Genomic DNA, 18143 nt, shown 5'->3' on the forward strand with positions numbered 1-18143 from the left:
TACTCTAAAAAAGGAATAGGTTAAACTTTAGGCGGGTGCCAGAATGGGATGACCGGAGCCACAGGCCCACGAATCACATAACTACGATGGTAAGTGCCTTGCGGAAGCACAAGCGGTTGTGCTACTTTTTGAAATTGAATAGTTAAGGTAATGCCTCCGCAGCAGTTGCATTCACATAAAGGGGAACATAAGTCAGCTTCCTGCTCAGCGTCTGAGTGTGTTATATCAGCTTTTAGTTCTGTATCAGTACCCTGGGCATAAACCGTCCCGCTGTCCGTGCAAGGCAAGCACGCCAGTAGAAAGATAATCATCCCCCAAATGAATGCCGGGTACTTCATGAATACAAAGGTAAGAAACTATTTTTATAGGTGTACTCTCTTTGATGCCATGATGTTACTTGAAGTGGTGAGGCTTGATTTGTTCCCATAATCATTAATTATGTAAAGCAGGTTTCCACTTTAGGCAGGCACCACTGAACATATAGCCAGTTATAAGACTATAAATATATAGTTTTATAATTATCTAAGCCCAGACAATTTTCCCTTTCCTTATAAAGAAGTGGCTCTTGCAGCCAGCTTTTCGCCAGATAGATGGTTTTATTGTGATAGCTCTGTTATGTGAAATACTGTATTTCCATCTGGGCTTAGCTTCCCTTAAGAGGTTAAGCTGGATTATTGAGCGGCAACCGCAAGGGCATTCCAAAGCCACAGCCCATGGATCAGAAGGTTCTCCGAGGATGTAGACTCTGTGCTTTTCCAGTTTCTCCGGCAAGTCATCTGCGATTGTAAAGCTGTAACTTGGTTGAAAAAATAGAGCAAGCTGCTTATAAGCTTGCTCTACTAGTTTAATAAATTGCTTCATACCTTCACAGCAGATAGTTCAATCATCCTCAGAAAGGTAGATAAATCCCCTCTTCCGGCCCACATTACCTGATAGTCATCTACTGGTAAGTCATCTTCTGCCACATTGCAAATTGAGCCATCACTATAATCCATACTTACCTGCGCATAATTACGGGCAGGCTCATTCTTAAAGGAATGTAAGCGATTGAGAAACTCATTGATGGCCATGCTACTGATTTGCATATTAATACTTATAACCGCTGGACGGTCCACGTCAGCGTTGTGCACATAACCGGCCTTAAGCCTCTTACTGTATTCAACAGGGTCCTGCCTTCTTAGGCATTCATCGAACAAGATCTGCCTGGTGTACTGCCCTCGGCTAAGCAAGGACGAACTTCCTGGTTGGATGAAGTGTACTGTCCCAGAAATCTTATCAATGCCACCTTTCCCGTCAGCATCTAACTTTACACCCTGATCAAAATAAGGAATAAGATAGAAGTTGGTTAGCTGGCTAATTAGGTGCCTTCCATCAACGCTATCGACGCATCCGAAGATGACATCACATGTAATAAGCTCCTGCAAGGCCTCTGGGGAGTCATACAAATTAAATGGGTATGCTACTACTTTTGTGCCTAACCCGGTTTCCCGTATGTGACTGGACAGGACTTCTGTTTTAAGCCTTCTCAAATTAGCATCTTCCCGAGTTGTATTCAAGATACGGTTTAGGTTCTTATGCTCTACTTCGTCTGGGTCAATCAATACCAGTTCCCCTATTCCAAGCCTTTTTAACTGTTCTATGGTCGGGCTACCTGTGCCGGAGCAGCCGACAACACCTACCTTAAGCCTTCTTAATTTTGAATAGGTACCTTCACCAAATGCTTGTGCGGTACGGACCGCAAAGTCATCTGGACTATTTGAAGAGGTATTATGTTCCCAAACTTTTATCTCATCCCCTGCTACAGATACTTTATCGAAAGGGAATGACTCTAATCTTGGGGTGAACACTCTACCGAAGATTCTCCCTTCTGGCAGCATAACGGCAGACCCATGTACTGAATCTGACTCACACCATCCAAATACTGAAGAAAAAAGATCTTTATCAGATTCATCATCTACATCAGAAAAGGCGGGAAATCCTCCTGGGTGGCTATGTATCTTGAGAATAGCCATATTTTTCTTAGAGGCCTTTTCTAAAAAAGGCAAAATGGTTTCAGTCTTCCAGCAAACTACATCTTCAGCACGGTAGCACTCCTTGTGCGGAATTAGCATGAGCTCGTGCACCAGCAAGATAGATATTCCGTCCCGTTCATATCGGCCGCATAATGCCACGGCAACGGCCTCTTTCCCGTCTCCGGGAAAGAGGTGCTGCTGTAGCTGCTTGTAATGGTTTCCTGATACTCTAAGCTGATACTGCATGGCTCGGGCGCTTTAGGAATTCCTGATCTAACCAAAAATCAGCCAGAGGCACATGGGTACTCAGGCTATCTACACCGGGCCTCCAGGGGTTTTGACCAGTTCGGTGACGAGACCACTGCTGGAATACTTTTCCATCCAGGGAAAGAGGAGAAAGCGCCCCAATAGGCTGCCCATCTGCTCGACCGAGAGGCGGGCAAAAATAAACCATGTCTAATTGGGCTACCGGATAGCCCGAAGTAATCCTAACTCCCAAGGTGGCCTTACTAACGTTATAGCCATCTCTTACAGGGTAATCATGAATAAAGACCCAAAGTATATTTTGCAGGTTAACAGTCTCCCATGGCAGCTCCAAGCTCTCCAGAAACTCTTCATCTTCTTCCAAGAGCGCAAAATGTCTTCTAAGTGCCTCCCCTTCCCTCTGATCCAGTGGCAAAGTCAGGAACTTCTCAATACCCGGTTCGCTCAGGCATATGGTGTCATCGTAACCAAGTTTGGCTACTTTACCTCCCTTTCTCTTCACATTTAGCTGATAACCTTCAACCGGCGATTTCTTGGCAAGGGTAAGTATTTCACGCCCTGTGAGACACTCTTTATCGACCTTTATGTTGTCTCGATCCACCAATATGTGGTACTTGTTTTCTGGCCCAGGCTTATGCTCCGGTTTACCAGTACTTTTCTCGTTATTCATCCTATTCGGCTTTAAAAGTTGAAATAATCCTCCACTTCTTTAAAGCATCCCGGAGCGGAACTGCTCAGGCAGAAAACGACGGTATTTGTTAAACCCGATACAACTCTGTACCTTGTGTCGAATTCTATACAGGGAAACGCTCTGAGGTGATCAACCTCACGCAAGTCGCCAAACTCAGTTCCCGATGCCCCATTTAGCTGTGCCATTAGCTAGGTGGGGTTTTGTTTTTGATCAGCCTATCATTGTTTCTTAGTGATTATTTAATATGCTAAAACTGGCATATACTATATTATGCTAGGCAACAAATCTTTTTTGCAGGTGACTGTAAAAAAAATTATTTTGGTAACATAGATAGGTATGGACCTATTGCTTAAATGATATGATGTGAGCGAAGAGCACAATGACATCGACTGGGGGGATCTGTACGAATGCCTCTACGCCTTTACTGACAGGCTTTTAAAAAGAAAACATTGGTTCAGGAAATCGTCTGATGGTTCCTTCATAAAAGGGAAGCAGGTTCATGACTACGTTACAGATGGTATCGAGAGATATTTATCTGAACCAGATAAGTTTAATCCAACTAAGGGATCTTTGGCGGATTATATCAAGTTTAACATTATTCGCACCTTAGTTGGTAACGATTCCATTTCAGCTGAGAACAAAACCAGCCTAGACATTTTGGCCTTTGCCCCTCATGAAGATGATGATAATGACTCGAGTTATCTTGACTCAATGCTACCTTATGCCGCAGCATTATTTGATCAACAGCTAGATTATGACACTATCATGTCTCATATAGAGAATGAGGTCAAAGGTGACGCCGATGTAGAAAACATTTACATTGGTATCAGTGCCGGTTTAAAAAGAAGAGAGATCATCGAAGAATTCAACATGAGCACAAAAGAGTTCGATAATGGTCACAGAAGATTAAATACCATTCTCAAGAATACTGCATTAAAATTTAACTTGAAGCCATTATCATTATGACTGGAGACGCAAAACAAAGAAAAGCCGACTTCATCAGTTTGATGATGTCTAGCGTTGATTCGATAAGCTGTAATAAAGAAAATGCCAGGGATTATCTGTTAGAAGAAGGGCTTGACCCTGATTCAATTAGAGCCGAAGGCATAAAGCGTATTAAGAAATTAAAGCTTCAGGCACAAGCAAACAGTACACGGAAAGAAATGGCCTCTACCGCTGCTATTAAACAGAAGGCAATGGAATGGGTGGAAAAACTATTAAATGACGTCAATTTTTCCTTTCCTCAATTTGTTAAAACTGAGAATCTTGTTCTTCAAAATCGCAATCTTGAGAAGTTAACAAAGGAAGATATTAAAAGCACTTTAACCCAATACTATTACCTCAAGTTCATGGAACAAGAGAACAAACAGTCAGATGAACAATAAGTACTCTAAAGCGGAATTGATCGCTAAAAAGGTATTATATGATTGTGGCTTGGATGACCCTACAGAGTTACCTCTCAGTGATATTATACTTGGGAGAGGAGCCTATTATGAAGAGAAGCCTTTAATAGGAAAAGAAGGAGAAATTGTTTCTGCTGGTGGGCACTCTATGATAACTGTTAACTCAGATATCACTTTTGAAACTAAGAAAAGATTTGCCGCAGCTCATGAACTTGGGCATTATGAGATGCACCGGAACCTAACTCCCATCATATTTGACACAGAGTATGATCTAATCAACTGGTATAAGGCTGGGCCACAGGAAACTGAAGCTAATGAGTTTGCCTCTGAGTTTTTGATGCCTTCCGAGACATTCTACAAAGAATGTAAGTCTAAACGTTTTGGCCCTCATGTCATTGAACACCTTGCCGAAAGGTTTCTAGTTAGCAAGACCGCTGCAATCCTAAAGTTTGTTAAGAGAGGAAATCACCCTGTATGTGTTGTTTATTGTAAGGACAACAAGATGAAATGGTGGAAATCATCTTTTGACTTTAGACCATTCATCGAGTTTGAATATGATAAAAACCCTCCGACAGGATCTGTTGCTTATGAGGTATTTACAAAAGGTAAGGTATACTTAAATGATGAACGGCAGCAGCAGATATATAAGTCGGATTGGTTCAGAATGAGAGATGACGAACAGGACTCAAATTTTTATGAATACTGCCTACACGCTAAATCCTTTAACTACACAATAAGCATTATCTGGGAAGACTAACGGCTTCCTTCAATGATTCTGTTCCTCATACTATTATATGTTCAGTTTATTTGGGTACAATCAAAACGCATAGCTAATTTTTTTAGCATTTCGTTTTTATTAAGCGAGTAAAATTTCCTAATGTTGCGTATTAGCTAAATATATTAGCCAACAAATCACCGCAACATGAATAAAGAAGTACTTTTACCCTCGGAAACAGTAAGCTTTGTTCTGCTAGGTCGTGACACGGAAACAAAGCACCCGCTCTTCGCGGCACGTGTCCCTGCGGGCTTTCCCAGTCCGGCAGAAGAGCACATTGAGGATAGAATTAGCCTATCATCTTATTTAAATGGACATCCAGACGCTACGTTCTACGTTCAGCTAGAGGGGGATTCTATGATAGACTACAACCTGCTGGAGGGCGATCTGCTCGTCGTAGACCGTTCACTGCACGTACGCAGCGGCGACATCGTGCTGGCCAATGTCAACAGCGAATATACGGTAAAGAAGCTGGAGATAACAGAAACTGGAGTCCGGCTTCTCCCTGGTAATAAAAAGTACAATCCTGTAGAGATCACGGAGGATTTAGAGTTTTTGGTCTGGGGCGTAGTGCGGGGTGTAGCCAGGAGGATACGTCAATGACTAGTTTGTTTGCCCTTGTAGACTGCAATAACTTTTACTGCTCTGTGATGCGCGTCTTTCACCCAGAGCTAAACAATGTGCCCGTGGTAGTGCTTTCTAACAACGACGGCTCGATCATCGCTAGAAGCAATGAGGCCAAAGCACTGGGTTTGCAGATGGGGCAGCCCTTTTTCGAAGCCAAGTCAACTATAGACAAATATAATGTAGTCTACTTTAGCTCTAACTATACGCTTATAGGTGACATGTCTGCCAGGGTGCATCGTACCTTGGCCCGCTTCACTCCCAATATGGAGATTTACTCCATTGACGAGGCTTTTTTGGACCTAGGTGGCTTTAAAGGAATAGATATACCGGATTATGCACGCACCATCCGGAACACCGTCAAAAAGTGGACAGGCATACCCGTCAGTATAGGTGTCGCGCCCACGAAAACCCTGGCGAAGCTTGCGAACCGAATCGCCAAAAAGTCTGAGAAGGCCAACGGTGTACTGGTACTAACGGAAGCTAAGCATTTGGAGGCGGCACTAAAAAGAACCGACATCAGTGACGTATGGGGCATTGGCTCCCGCTATGCCACAAAACTCCACAGCTTCGGCATAAACAATGCCTGGCAGCTAGCCAATGTCACGGATGCTTTTGCTAAAAAACATTTAACGGTGGTGGGGCTGCGGCTGGTGAAAGAGTTGCGTGGGGAGCCATGCACTGACTTAGAGATCGAGCCTCCAGCAAAAAAAGGGATCTGCTCCTCTCGCTCATTCGGGCAACCAGTAACCACGCTCAACGACTTAAAGGAAGCAGTGGCTATCTACGCCTCCCGATGCGCCTACAAGCTCCGGCAGCAAAAAAGCGCTTGCCGCGTGGTAACCGTGTTCATTCATACCAATCCATTCCGGGAACAGGAGCCGCAATACTACAACACCAAAACCATCTACCTGCCCGTTTCTTCCTCCTCCACTATAGAATTAGTTCAGTACGCTACCATGGCACTAGAACACATCTACCGGGACGGGTTTGCCTACAAGAAAGCCGGCGTGTACATCACGGAGATTGGACCGGCAGACGGCGCACAGATGAATATCTTTGACAGGGTGGATCGGAGTAAGCATGCAAGCCTCATGCTCACGTTGGATCAACTTAACAGGTCTATGGGAAAGGGCACGGTAAAGGTAGCTGCTGAGGGGGTGAGCCATATTTGGGAGCCTAAAGCTGAATTCTCTCCTCCATGCTATACCACAAGAATAGAAGATGTCCTGAAAGTGCGATAAGGCTCCAGCAAAGGATAGCTATCTTGTATATTAAATTAGATGTGCTAAATTCGGTAATGGTTAAACTTGAAAAGTACATGAGATTTAAAGAGGCAATAAAATTTATAGAAGGGAATAAAGACAAAGCAGCAGTCGCAGTGAATAAAGAACAGATGGAAATTTTCATTCTTGATGTCTTTGTAGATGATCTTGAGTCTGATACTAGTGTTGAGGATATCCCTGTGTCTGTTTCTTACGAGCAAGATTTAGGGCCTGGTGCTGGTTCAGAAGACTTCTATGAAATCTCAGAATGTCTGGAGGAGCATCCTCATGTAGAAGCCTTAAAATTCTTTGTCGTTGAAAAAGAGCTTGCCGACAGTATCCGAGGGCATGAGTTTTGGTATCAGCTTGAGGCGCTGGGGCTTCAATAGATACTTGAAATGGGTGGACCTAACTAACAAAGGAAGGAAACTATATGAGCAAGATGAAACATCCGGTAGAAGAGTGTAATGTCAGTCAGAAAAAATTTCTGGCCACCTGCCCCATCGAGGAGCGCCGCTTTCACGAGCTGATGTTTACGGTGGGTAACATTTCATATCATTACCATCACGAGGCCAAGGACTACTCTCCTAATATGAATGATTATCAGGAATGGCTTGGAGGTCTGCCCGATAAGGTGCGCAAAGGAATGGAAGAACAAGGTTTCGAGAATTGTAAAAGCATACTATCATTCACACGCTATGTAATGGAGAAAAATGATGTGGGAATGGAGGAGTACATTCGCCTCCATATGGACCCGCAGGACTACGAAGAGTACCTAAAAATAGCGAAAGGCTATGTATAAATAAGTTAAAGATGCCTTTCTTATTTAATGTTGCGCTGAAGTTCGCTTCATGGGCAACACCTTCCATCTGCTAGAGCATTGAAGGGATGCCTCAAATCCTATATCATTCATTGGCCTTATAATTCAGGTACTCATTTTTCTCCCCTGAAGCTTCATTATAATTAAAGGTCTTCTCATCAATCTGCTTACCGTTCTTGTAAATAACAAAGCGCATCTGCATGGAAGCAGGACCATCCTCTACGGCACTAAACTCATTGGCAGCATGAATGGTAAGTTCCCTTACATTATCCGCTTCAAAAGAATAAGACGTCTCCGAAAGGTTACCGTCAAATAACACGGGCGGCATAGCTTCGCTAGTACCCCTCACTTTGAAATCGCCACCTCCAATAGTAATAATCTTAATGAATTTCTCGTAATCCCCAGACTGGCTGTAATCGACCCGATAGGTAGCAGTATCAGGCAAGACTGGGCCTTCGTCATCACAACCAGCAAAAAATAGAACTGTACATAACAGAAGGGAGAAGAAAGATAGCTTTTTCATAGCCTAAAAATTAAATGGTTTATAGTTAGGTGAAAAATATTTTCTACAGAGACGTAATTAACCGGAACAGCCAGGCGAGACACAGAAACTGCATTTCATCTCCTAAAGTCTTTGACTGCTATACTAGATTCCAGGTCATAACTTAACTTTCATAGGGATACGGTTTTCCTGGTCGTTTTGGGGATGTATGATGTCGTTATAGTCTTTATGGCCAAGGGGCTTATGCACCTGAAGTCCGGAACGAATACCGGAGTTCTTCTCAAAGGCAAAAAGGCTCAGCTTGTCTACAGGAATATCAAATTTCTTTTCATCCAAGCTGAAGGTAATACTGTCGGCATTCTTTGTAAAGGTGTAGGGCTTACCTACTATCGCCGTGGCCAGATAGATATCATAAATCTTTCCCTGGTAATCGTTATCGAAAATGGTATGCTTTTGGGCATGCGGCCACGCCTTCAGGGAAAGCTCCACCTGCATTCTCGACATTCCCCCGCCAAACGAGACGAACACGGAGTTGCTGAAGTCCCGCTTATCCTTCTCCAGTTGATAGAAGCTCATGGCATCTATAGGGTTCTCAGCAAAGTAGACATGGCGTGTAAGAACCGGATTCTGCGCAAAGTCGGCTACCCAGACACCGTGCTTGCGGTCGCTGCCCGCTGCCACGCCCTTAAAGCCATAATTTCTAAGGTCGTAGCCTATCGTTTCGCTGCTAGCTGGCCTTTGCAGTGGGAAAGCGATATTGGTATAGGCATTATCCTTCTCTGCGTCCCGCACTAGCCTAATGTAAGGCAGGAACAGCTGCACCGTCTCGCTAGAGAGGCCTCGTTCCTTGATTAGGTAATGCAGCTTAAAAACAGAGGCCTCGGATTCGACAAACCTGCTTTTGTCAAAGGGCTTTGCTTCCGTAACATTGTAGATTGGAGCTTTGGGCTGAGAGGCATAGGCATACCTAGATAGCACCCTATTGATACCGTCGATCTCATTGCGAAAGCTTCCCTGGAAGCGGTGCAGCCGGTTGGCCACAAAATCTATCACCGACCCCTTGTCGTTGCTTCCATCCCGGTTGAAGTACATCTGCCGGGAGCTGTCGCTTGGGTTGTTGATAATGATTCTGTCTCCGTCAGGGTGCTTGAACTCAGGGCTCTTTCTGCCCTTCAAGGGGTCAAACACATAGCCTAGCGATTCGGCGACCTGAATAATCGACACCTTCTCTCTGTATTCCTGAAAGGTCATAGGCAAGTTAACGTTTGATAGACACAACAGGGGTTTCCTTCACTGCCAAGGTGTGGCTTTCTTTTACTGAGACCTGTCCCTCCACTATCTTTAGTCCTTTAGGATCATTCAGATCCAGGCGAGCCGAGATCAGCTGATCCTTTGCTTTGGAATAAAGCTCCAGGGTACCTCCTTGCCGCAGGTGCTCTTTCTGATCAGTACTCAAAACTATATCCCTAATAGCACTAGGCACTTGGATATCCCGTACCCTCACCCTTAGAATCTCGTTGGTCTCTTTATCCAGCTGGAAAACATACAGCTCTTTCTCCCCATTAAGCGATTTAAATGGCTTTACCAGTAACTCCCCGTTTTGCAGTATCTCCAACTCCTGCTTACTGGCGCCAATCTCATTCTGTATCTCCCTCCGTATGGGGTGGATTAGCAGTGATAGAGTGTTGTCTGGATTCATCTTCAGGCTCAATTTTGCATCCACCGTAAGAGGTTCCAGACTGGCGTCCTTGATAGTAAAGGTATTCAGGTTCGTGCGCCTGCCCGTCAGCAGGCTGACCAAATCGTCAGACTTCATGGAGAGTACGTCTTTCTTGTTCATCCCCAAACGCTCGAATTGACCATAAGGCAGGTCCTTTATATCGAAGTTCATAGTTTAATCAAATCATAGATACGATTGATTAAATCTACGTTAAAAAAAATAATAAGTATATAAAATTAGTTAATTTCAAATATTTTTTATACATAAATTGTATTAAATAACCATAATTATACATAATATAATTACCTGAAAATTAAATGGTATTTCCACGTCTCTTATTTAGCCCTATAGATATATGAAATATTGTATATCTTAGATAATGTAAAGGCATAATCAGTAACTATGTAGTAAGTAGCTTAAAAAGAAGCATATTCCGCCTACAAGAAATTGATCGCTTAAAAGATGAGACTTCAGAATAAAATCTAAAAGCATCCGCCACAGAGGTAGTCGGTGCAATAAGAAATTTACTTAATGATAAGACAGGCTCAACAAGAAGTTTGCTCAATTAAGAGGCTGTTTTGATTTTATAATTTGGTTTTCAGGGGCCTCTCTAAGACAATTATCAAAAATATAAAATACCCTTAGCTAACCTAAATCAAAGGTTACTAATCTGTTTAAATCGCTAAAAAAGAGTTTTTGAATAAAATCAAAACAGCCTCTAAGGAAATAAATATAACACTCACACACAGTCATAGACTAGAAAATGACAAAAGAAGAACTAGCACCTCAGTTGTACCAGGCTTACACTAGGGCAAACAATTTCAAAGATACACAAGACAATCCATTGCCCTCTTGGGAGGAGTTATCTAAGCAAGAACGCGAATCATGGCAGGAAGTAGCCCGCTTTGTTATCTATGAAATTGTTCTATAGATCTTCAACATAGCAAACCAATTCAACAGTAAAAATAGATTTTTCCAGAATTACACCTTTCGCAGACAGTATAGCCAGAACAAAGGAGTACATGGATTTACCATCCGGATGACGATGGTCAGGCCCTTGTTTCGTGTTCGGCTGGTAAAACCCGATTTTAGTCATAGGTTAAATATGCCTGCGACATACTTTGGCGCACCTGTAAACTACCTTTGAGAGAAATAAGGATAATCTTGGATAAGACCCAGTTAGAGACACTGTAATAGAATATGCTTGAGAATATTGTAAAACTAAAAAAGGTAAAAGACCTGCTAAAGGAAGAATTTCTAGTAAAGTCTTACCAAAGAGGATATAAATGGACAAAAACGCAGATAGAAGATTTATTAGATGATATTGAAGAGTTTGATAATAAAAAAGATAGCTTCTATTGTCTGCAGCCAATTATAGTTAAGGAAGAGGATGGTAACTGGGAGCTGATAGATGGCCAACAGCGGCTTACTACAATTTACATTATACTGTCTGTTCTTAATAGAAAAAACTTCTCTATTGACTATCAAACAAGAGAGGCAAGTTCAGCTTTTCTAAAGGATTACATCGGTAAGAACAGTATACCTTTAAGTACGTGGGAGGAATTTATCGCGGAGAAGCACCAGCTGAACCACATAGACAATTACCACTTCTTCAACGCTTATCAGATAGTACAAAAATGGTTAGAGGATAAAAGAGTAAACATTGAAAACTTTTGGCTTAAGCTAACAGAGTATACAGAGGTTATCTGGTATCAGATTAATGATGGATCGGACTCTCGTGAAATATTTACACGAATCAATAGCGGCAAAATACCATTAACTAATGCAGAGTTGATCAAGGCCTTGTTCCTGATAAGTTATGTTGACACAGATGGAGTTTCTCACTTACAGCAGAGGGAGTTAGCTCAGGAGTGGGATAGAATAGAATATGCTTTACAAAATGATGAATTCTGGTACTTCCTAAACAAGACAGAGAATAAACATCCGACACGAATAGAATTTATTTTTGACCTTATTTCAGGGAAGAAAAACAACGATAATGCTTTCTTCTCCTTTAACTACTTTAGAGCAAAAATAAAGGATGGATCTGTACAAGCACAGTGGGGATCTGTCAAGAAAATGTTTTTGACGCTACAGGAATGGCATGATGATCACGAGTTATACCACTACATCGGATTCTTAATCACTTTCGGTGAAAAAATAGATCAACTACTCGAACTGAGCCGAGACAAAACAAAGAAAGCATTTAAGGAAGAGTTACGTGCTAGATGCAGAATAGGCAAGACTATAGACCAGTTTAGCTATAGAGAAGGAAAAGAGGTGAGAAAGCTACTCCTTCTCTTTAATATTGTAACACTTATGGATAGCAAATCCCATGTTCGCTTTCCCTTTGATAAGTTCAAGAAGGACAATTGGGATATTGAACATATCCATGCAAACAAATCAGAAGCACCAAATAGCATTGAGCACTGGAAGGTTTGGTTTAAAGAAACCTCTAGGCAGCTAAAGCTCCTTGAAAACAATGATAAGCACCATAAAACTGCTGCGGAACTATTAAAGAAATGCAGTAGCATTAACTTTGATAAATATAAAGAAGAAAGCAATGCAGTGCTGGAGTTATACTATGAAATAGTCGAGTTTTATAGTGACAACAACGGTGATGCGGATGATATATCTAATCTTACCCTGCTAGATGCAGGCACTAACCGTTCTTTTAAAAACGCCATTTTCCCTGTAAAGAGAGAAGTAATCATAGACCGGGATGGCAAAGGGAAGTTTATTCCAATATGCACTAAAAACGTCTTTCTTAAATATTACAGCCCTAATGCTACTCACCTTCATTTCTGGGGAAGCGAAGACAGAAATTCATATCGAGAAAAAATAAGGACAACGCTTGAATCCTTAGGATTCCTAAAGCAAATCAAAAAACCCAGCCTAATATCATGAAATTTACTTTTTGGAAATTATTGAGCGAAATTCCCATAGAAATCCCAATCATACAACGGGATTATGCTCAGGGAAGAGAGGGAGCACAAATAAAGCACATTAGGAACAATTTTTTGGATACTCTGCTGGACCAATTAATAAGTCAGGAGAAAAGCATAGACCTTGACTTCATATATGGTTCTGTACAAGGTAAAAAGTTTATTCCCTTAGATGGACAGCAGCGACTCACCACACTTTTTCTGATACACTGGTACATTGCTGTTAGGAGTCAGCAGGTGAAGAATCATGTTGTAAAAGAACAACTCTCAAGATTTAGCTACGAAACCCGCATCAGCTCTCGTGAATTCTGTCATGAATTAGTAAGTAGAGTGTTTGTTACCGATAAGGATGTCAGTCTAACTGTGTCCGCACAAATAGCCGATTCAGCTTGGTTTTATCTCTCCTGGCAAAAAGACCCGACTGTAAAGGCCATGTTGACTATGATTGATGCCATTGATAGCAAATTCAGAATCCTTGAAACTCGCACTGTCATTGATTATACTTCATTATGGAATAGGCTAACTATTCATGCCGAACAGCAGGCACCCATTACCTTCCAGCTTTTGAGAATTGATAAGCTGAAGCTTACAGATCAATTGTATGTTAGAATGAATGCACGAGGCAAGGCCTTAACTACTTTTGAGCATTTTAAAGCTTGGTTTGAACAGCTTATTGATGACCATACCAGAGAAGAAATGGTTGATAAGTGGCTAATTGAAATTGAGGACTGGAAAGAGAGGATGGATAAAGCGTGGACTGACTTATTTTGGCAGCATAGACAGGAAGGAAGCTTCACTATTGATAAGGCATTTATGCGCTATATCAATGTGATGGCTCTCAATCATTATGCCTCTAAATCTACACAACAGACTGACCTGCAAAAAGCTGTTGATCTATTTACTGGCCAGGATAAAGCTACTAAGGAAGATAACATTATATATAACTCCACTTACAAAGAGTATGGCTGCTTTGATGAGGAGTCCGTGAATGATATTTTCAAGACTTTAGCTATGCTTCAGAATGGCCATGATAGAGTTAAAACGTATCTGAAAAATTCTGATTTACTAGATGAAGAAAAGCTGTTCAGTAAAATCACCAATAGTAAACAAAGACTAAGCTATAAAGAGCGTGTCCAGTTCTTTGCATACTGTAAATTTTTAATCAGATATCCTGCGTCCGAGGGTAAGTTGAAAAACTGGATTAGGGTTATCAGAAATTTAACAGAAAACACGAACTACAATAACCCGATTGAATACGCAGAATCAATACGTTCTATTACAAGCCTCCTAAATTTTGGACCTGAAATACTGACATACTTAAGCAGCACAACAGATAAAATCTCCGGTTTCGATAGCCTGCAGGTAGAGGAGGAAAAGATTAAAGCTTGCTTGATCTTACAAAGCAAGAAATGGGAGCAAGCTATTTCTGAAGTAGAAAACCATAGTTATTTCTTTGGCCAGATAGGCTTCTTGTTAGATTTTGCAGGTATTTCCAAAAGCACTATACAGGAATCAAGTAACTGGACTGATAAGGAGGCAGAAATACACCTTGATTCGTTTAACTCATATGCCAGTAAGGCTAAGGCAGTATTTAGTGATAAGGGATTGAATGATTTCGACGATTTCCTTTGGGAAAGAGCGCTACTATGTAAAGGTGATTATCTATTACGTCAAGGCAGAAACCATAGCTTTTTGATTAATAATGACAGGGATATAAGCTGGAAAAGGTTGCTGAGAGACAACAGTAAAGAGAGAGGCTATGTTAAAGCGCTTCTTGATGCTGTAGAAGCACCCACATTAACCTCTGATCTGAACCTTATCATAGAAAACTATAAAAATGATGACTGGAAAAAATTTTTTATAAAATTCCCAAGCATCATAAAAGCCTGTGGAAGCAGAAGGCTTATCCGCTGGAATAATGAGCATGATATTCTTTTGCTTAAATCTACTACTACTAGTGGTTACCACAAAGAGTACTATTCCTTTGCTTTATACTTAAGGCTTAACAAAGAACAGCAGGACCCCACATATCAAAGCCAGAGGTCAGTTGATTATGCCAAATGTATCTCCGCATTAAACGGTCACAAACTTTCCATATCATATGTACCGAATAAGCAAGCATACATCATAAAAGAGGCGAATGCTGATCAACATGACTTCGATTCAGAGGATTCACTTTTAGATTATTTAAAAGCCAATAACTACCTAATCAATCAAACTGAGCAAGTTTCTACTTTACAGGAAGCTTAAACATTCATTTCATGTCAAAAAAAGGCTATATATCACGCTACCTGCTAATACTTAAGAAGCTGAAGGCAAAACCATATGTAGCCTTTAATGAGCTACAGCAGTACATCAAGAAGCAGTTGAATTACCTGCAAATGCAGGACGATACGCTACAAATCGGTTTCTCAAAACGTACTCTACAACGCGATATCCGTGAAATTCGAAACATCTTTGGTATTGAAATAGAATATTCGCCTACGGAGAAAGGATACTTTATCAGACAAACTGAAATGGAAAACATGAATTTCCGGCGCATGATTGAAGCCTTTGATTTATTCAATTCATTGAATGCAGCACAGGACATATCACCTTACATTCAGTTGGAAAATCGCAAGTCACAGGGAGTTGAGAACATGTATGGATTACTCCATGCCATCAAAAACAGGTATCGGATCCACTTTGCCTACCAAAAGTACTGGGAGGATGATGCGAGTGACCGGTTAGCAGAGCCTTACGCTTTAAAGGAGTTCCGAAACCGCTGGTATGTAATTGTCAAAGACATGAAGGATGGGAACGTAAAGAGTTTTGCTCTAGATCGCCTATCAGACCTTCAAATTACGAACCAGCAGTTTAAAGATTCAGAGCCTTTTAAACTTAAGCAGAGCTACCAGTTCTGTTTTGGGATCATTAGCCCCAATGCCGAGCAGCCGGAGGATGTAGTGTTATCCTTTACTTCCTTTCAGGGTAAGTTCATAAAAGCACTGCCTTTGCATGACACCCAGCAAATACTCCTAGACAATGATGATGAACTTCGGGTACAGTTGCGGCTATATATCACGCATGATTTTGTAATGGAACTGCTTTCGTATGGGGCAGAACTAACAGTATTGGCTCCACTTTCGCTCCAAGAAGAACTCACTAAAGTGTATACCAAAGCACTAACGAAGTATCGGTAGTTTCTACTGTATGTAGTTTATAGTTAAACAAATAGAACATTCTTGACTCCTTATGAACAATCTTGAAGCATTGCAGCTAATACGTAAAAGTATACAGGAAGAAATAGACAGAAATAACTGGGGCTTTATATTGAGGCCTTTGAAAGTCAATTCTGAGTGTTCTACCTGGATAAAAGCCAAAGACGTAACTTCCAAGGAAGTAGAAAATGTATCATGCTCACTAATTGAAAATGGAAGATTCATTAAGCCTGCAGGAAATGGTGATTTAGATGATATTGAAAGCCGTATCCATACCGCTCTATCCCGTTTATGGAACTATGCGCAAGAATGTGAATTGACAAATAACCCAAAGGCACCTTTCTCAAAGCTCAAAGTCGCTAATGTTAACTTTAGGCATTCGCAGTCTGATCCCTTAAAAAATGTATGCGAATTGGGTGTACACTCTCAATGGATTGGAGAAGTAAGGACAAATCAAAAGTATCTAGATTTCATATCCTTGATGTCTCGAAATTACCTAGTATTCTTGAACTCTATACAATGGGATAATACCCTATTTATGAATGGAGTTAAAGAAGGACTTAATAAATTTTTATCCAATTACTTTATTTTTAACACCAAGGGCTATAAATACCATAAGACTCACTTTGTGAGCCAAGAAGCCTTAAGTTTATTAGAAACAGGAGCCAAGGATTTAGTCTTTGAGCATATGGTTCCAAAAAGAAAACATCTTCAACACGATTTAGAAAAACTGGCGAAAGAAGGAAAATTAACAGAAGAAACAATAAAAGAATCCCTACTTAGCTACTGGTATTGTGCCACAATTACAAAAGAAGAAAATAAAAGGTTAACGATGCATTCAATGCCATCAAACTGGAACAGTAGCAATATTTTTACGCGCTATGAAATAGCTGAAATTACGCTAATACCCAACCCATACTTCTCTGGAATATATTTACACGCCCCTACTGCCAATTGAACCAATAAGGCAATAGGCTCAACGACTAGATTTGAATCAATATATTAACCTTAAGAAGACTGGGATAGTAAGATATGAGAACTGCTAAGGTAAGAACAACCGCAATAGGCATTGATAGCATAGGCTTACAAGCCTTTGAAATCATTCATAAGAAAAGGGTTGCAAACATTGACTTATTAAGCTATAGTGAGGAAAATAACACTTTACTCCCTCTATACGCTTCAACCAGAGCGCTTAACCTAGTAAACGATAGTGCCTGTGTCCACGACTTGAGAGATAATGGAGAAGTGGTATACCTTATTATAGATGCTGCAAATTACACTAATGTGGCATATACCCTTGCAAAGACCCTAGCAAACCAAGGTGTATTTACTATTGCTGTTATTGTGCTCTCCCCAAAATTGAGGGAACAATCTGCAGAAGCAATCCAACAACTAAACCCTGTTGTGGATACTCTTATATTTTTAGCCAATGATGACGACTTCAATTTGTCAACGAAAGCAGTGGCTGATGTTATAATTACTTTAGACAATATCATCAAAGAGCAACGATCACAGGAAACCTCTGTAGATTATGCTGATTTAAAACATGTGTGGAATGTATCAGGTATGGCTGCGATTGGCATAGCAGAAGCGGAAGGGAAAGCCAGAACCAATGACTTGATCCAAAATGCGTTGGCGGCACCTTACATTTTTAGGAAGTTTGAGTTTATGCCTTCTACCCTTCTGTTAAACATCATCTCTGGTACTACAGCTGAACTAGAGATGGAAGAGTTAACAGCCATTACAGAAAGTATTCAAAACGAACTTGGCATCGAAGCAGAAATAATCTTTGGGCATGCGCTAGATGAAAGCTTAGGAAGCAAAATAAAATTAGAATTAGTCGCTTCAATGCAGCCTACTGATGTTCGAAGATTCTTAGGTAAATAAAAAAACTTGACTTATAACCCTGACAAGCAGCCTGT

At 41.1% G+C, this 18143-nt stretch carries 19 protein-coding genes; 12 read left to right on the top strand and 7 right to left on the bottom strand.

Translation table 11 applies throughout. The features are described from left to right. Positions 1 to 20: 20 nt before the first annotated feature. From Q1B04_RS20060 to Q1B04_RS17740, 4 genes are all read right to left on the bottom strand, one after another. Positions 21 to 338 (bottom strand): DUF6660 family protein, encoded by a 318-nt coding sequence (locus Q1B04_RS20060; RefSeq protein WP_366524728.1) that lies wholly within the window; start codon positions 336 to 338, stop codon positions 21 to 23. 184 nt (positions 339 to 522) lie between these two features. Next, positions 523 to 861, bottom strand: coding sequence for a DUF6527 family protein (locus tag Q1B04_RS20065; protein WP_366524729.1), 339 nt, complete (start codon positions 859 to 861; stop codon positions 523 to 525). Beyond that, the gene (locus Q1B04_RS17735; protein ID WP_299761397.1) at positions 858 to 2258 is read right to left on the bottom strand and encodes a ThiF family adenylyltransferase; all 1401 of its coding nucleotides are present in this window, start codon (positions 2256 to 2258) and stop codon (positions 858 to 860) included. The genes Q1B04_RS20065 and Q1B04_RS17735 overlap by 4 nt, the downstream gene beginning before the upstream one ends. Further along, positions 2242 to 2946, bottom strand: a complete 705-nt coding sequence (locus Q1B04_RS17740; protein WP_299761400.1) for a multiubiquitin domain-containing protein — start codon at positions 2944 to 2946, stop codon at positions 2242 to 2244. Before Q1B04_RS17740 ends, Q1B04_RS17735 begins: the two co-directional genes overlap by 17 nt. A 384-nt stretch (positions 2947 to 3330) precedes the next feature. Between Q1B04_RS17740 and Q1B04_RS17745 the strand changes: the two genes are divergently transcribed. The 7 genes from Q1B04_RS17745 to Q1B04_RS17775 all read left to right on the top strand — a co-directional run bounded on the left by Q1B04_RS17745 (position 3331) and on the right by Q1B04_RS17775 (position 7836). Further along, on the top strand, positions 3331 to 3933 hold the full coding sequence (locus Q1B04_RS17745) for a hypothetical protein (protein WP_299761404.1): 603 nt from the start codon (positions 3331 to 3333) through the stop codon (positions 3931 to 3933). Further along, the gene (locus Q1B04_RS17750; protein ID WP_299761408.1) at positions 3930 to 4352 is read left to right on the top strand and encodes a hypothetical protein; all 423 of its coding nucleotides are present in this window, start codon (positions 3930 to 3932) and stop codon (positions 4350 to 4352) included. The genes Q1B04_RS17745 and Q1B04_RS17750 overlap by 4 nt, the downstream gene beginning before the upstream one ends. Next, on the top strand, positions 4342 to 5127 hold the full coding sequence (locus Q1B04_RS17755; RefSeq protein WP_299761411.1) for an ImmA/IrrE family metallo-endopeptidase: 786 nt from the start codon (positions 4342 to 4344) through the stop codon (positions 5125 to 5127). Before Q1B04_RS17750 ends, Q1B04_RS17755 begins: the two co-directional genes overlap by 11 nt. Positions 5128 to 5292: 165 nt before the next feature. Then, a complete protein-coding gene (umuD, locus tag Q1B04_RS17760; RefSeq protein ID WP_299761414.1) occupies positions 5293 to 5748 on the top strand; it encodes a translesion error-prone DNA polymerase V autoproteolytic subunit in 456 nt (151 codons plus the stop codon). Next, positions 5745 to 7013: a Y-family DNA polymerase gene (locus Q1B04_RS17765; RefSeq protein WP_299761417.1), complete on the top strand. Its 1269-nt coding sequence runs from the start codon at positions 5745 to 5747 to the stop codon at positions 7011 to 7013. Before umuD ends, Q1B04_RS17765 begins: the two co-directional genes overlap by 4 nt. A 77-nt stretch (positions 7014 to 7090) precedes the next feature. Further along, entirely contained in the window at positions 7091 to 7423 is a 333-nt protein-coding gene (locus Q1B04_RS17770) for a hypothetical protein (protein WP_299761420.1), read from the top strand. A 44-nt stretch (positions 7424 to 7467) separates the two neighbouring features. After that, positions 7468 to 7836, top strand: a complete 369-nt coding sequence (locus Q1B04_RS17775) for a hypothetical protein (RefSeq protein ID WP_299761423.1) — start codon at positions 7468 to 7470, stop codon at positions 7834 to 7836. 103 nt (positions 7837 to 7939) lie between these two features. On the opposite strand, the gene Q1B04_RS17780 is transcribed toward Q1B04_RS17775, so the two are convergent. The 3 genes from Q1B04_RS17780 to Q1B04_RS17790 form a co-directional block, all read right to left on the bottom strand. Further along, positions 7940 to 8377, bottom strand: coding sequence for a hypothetical protein (locus Q1B04_RS17780; RefSeq protein ID WP_299761425.1), 438 nt, complete (start codon positions 8375 to 8377; stop codon positions 7940 to 7942). A gap of 135 nt (positions 8378 to 8512) precedes the next feature. Next, entirely contained in the window at positions 8513 to 9607 is a 1095-nt protein-coding gene (locus Q1B04_RS17785; RefSeq protein WP_299761428.1) for a DUF3991 domain-containing protein, read from the bottom strand. A 7-nt stretch (positions 9608 to 9614) separates the two neighbouring features. Beyond that, on the bottom strand, positions 9615 to 10247 hold the full coding sequence (locus Q1B04_RS17790) for a DUF4099 domain-containing protein (protein ID WP_299761431.1): 633 nt from the start codon (positions 10245 to 10247) through the stop codon (positions 9615 to 9617). Positions 10248 to 11276: 1029 nt separating this feature from the next. Here Q1B04_RS17790 and Q1B04_RS17795 point away from each other — a divergent pair. The 5 genes from Q1B04_RS17795 (at position 11277) to Q1B04_RS17815 (ending at position 18108) form a co-directional block, all read left to right on the top strand. Further along, entirely contained in the window at positions 11277 to 12983 is a 1707-nt protein-coding gene (locus Q1B04_RS17795; RefSeq protein WP_299761434.1) for a DUF262 domain-containing protein, read from the top strand. After that, positions 12980 to 15271: a DUF262 domain-containing protein gene (locus Q1B04_RS17800; protein ID WP_299761437.1), complete on the top strand. Its 2292-nt coding sequence runs from the start codon at positions 12980 to 12982 to the stop codon at positions 15269 to 15271. Before Q1B04_RS17795 ends, Q1B04_RS17800 begins: the two co-directional genes overlap by 4 nt. Before the next feature lie 11 nt (positions 15272 to 15282). Then, complete coding sequence (locus Q1B04_RS17805) at positions 15283 to 16203, top strand: WYL domain-containing protein (RefSeq protein WP_299761440.1); 921 nt, start codon at positions 15283 to 15285, stop codon at positions 16201 to 16203. Between the two features lie 52 nt (positions 16204 to 16255). Further along, positions 16256 to 17179 (top strand): hypothetical protein, encoded by a 924-nt coding sequence (locus tag Q1B04_RS17810; protein ID WP_299761443.1) that lies wholly within the window; start codon positions 16256 to 16258, stop codon positions 17177 to 17179. A 74-nt stretch (positions 17180 to 17253) separates the two neighbouring features. Further along, positions 17254 to 18108, top strand: a complete 855-nt coding sequence (locus Q1B04_RS17815) for a hypothetical protein (RefSeq protein WP_299761446.1) — start codon at positions 17254 to 17256, stop codon at positions 18106 to 18108. Positions 18109 to 18143 lie beyond the last annotated feature (35 nt).

The organism is uncultured Pontibacter sp. (assembly GCF_947495565.1).
GTDB lineage: Bacteria > Bacteroidota > Bacteroidia > Cytophagales > Hymenobacteraceae > Pontibacter.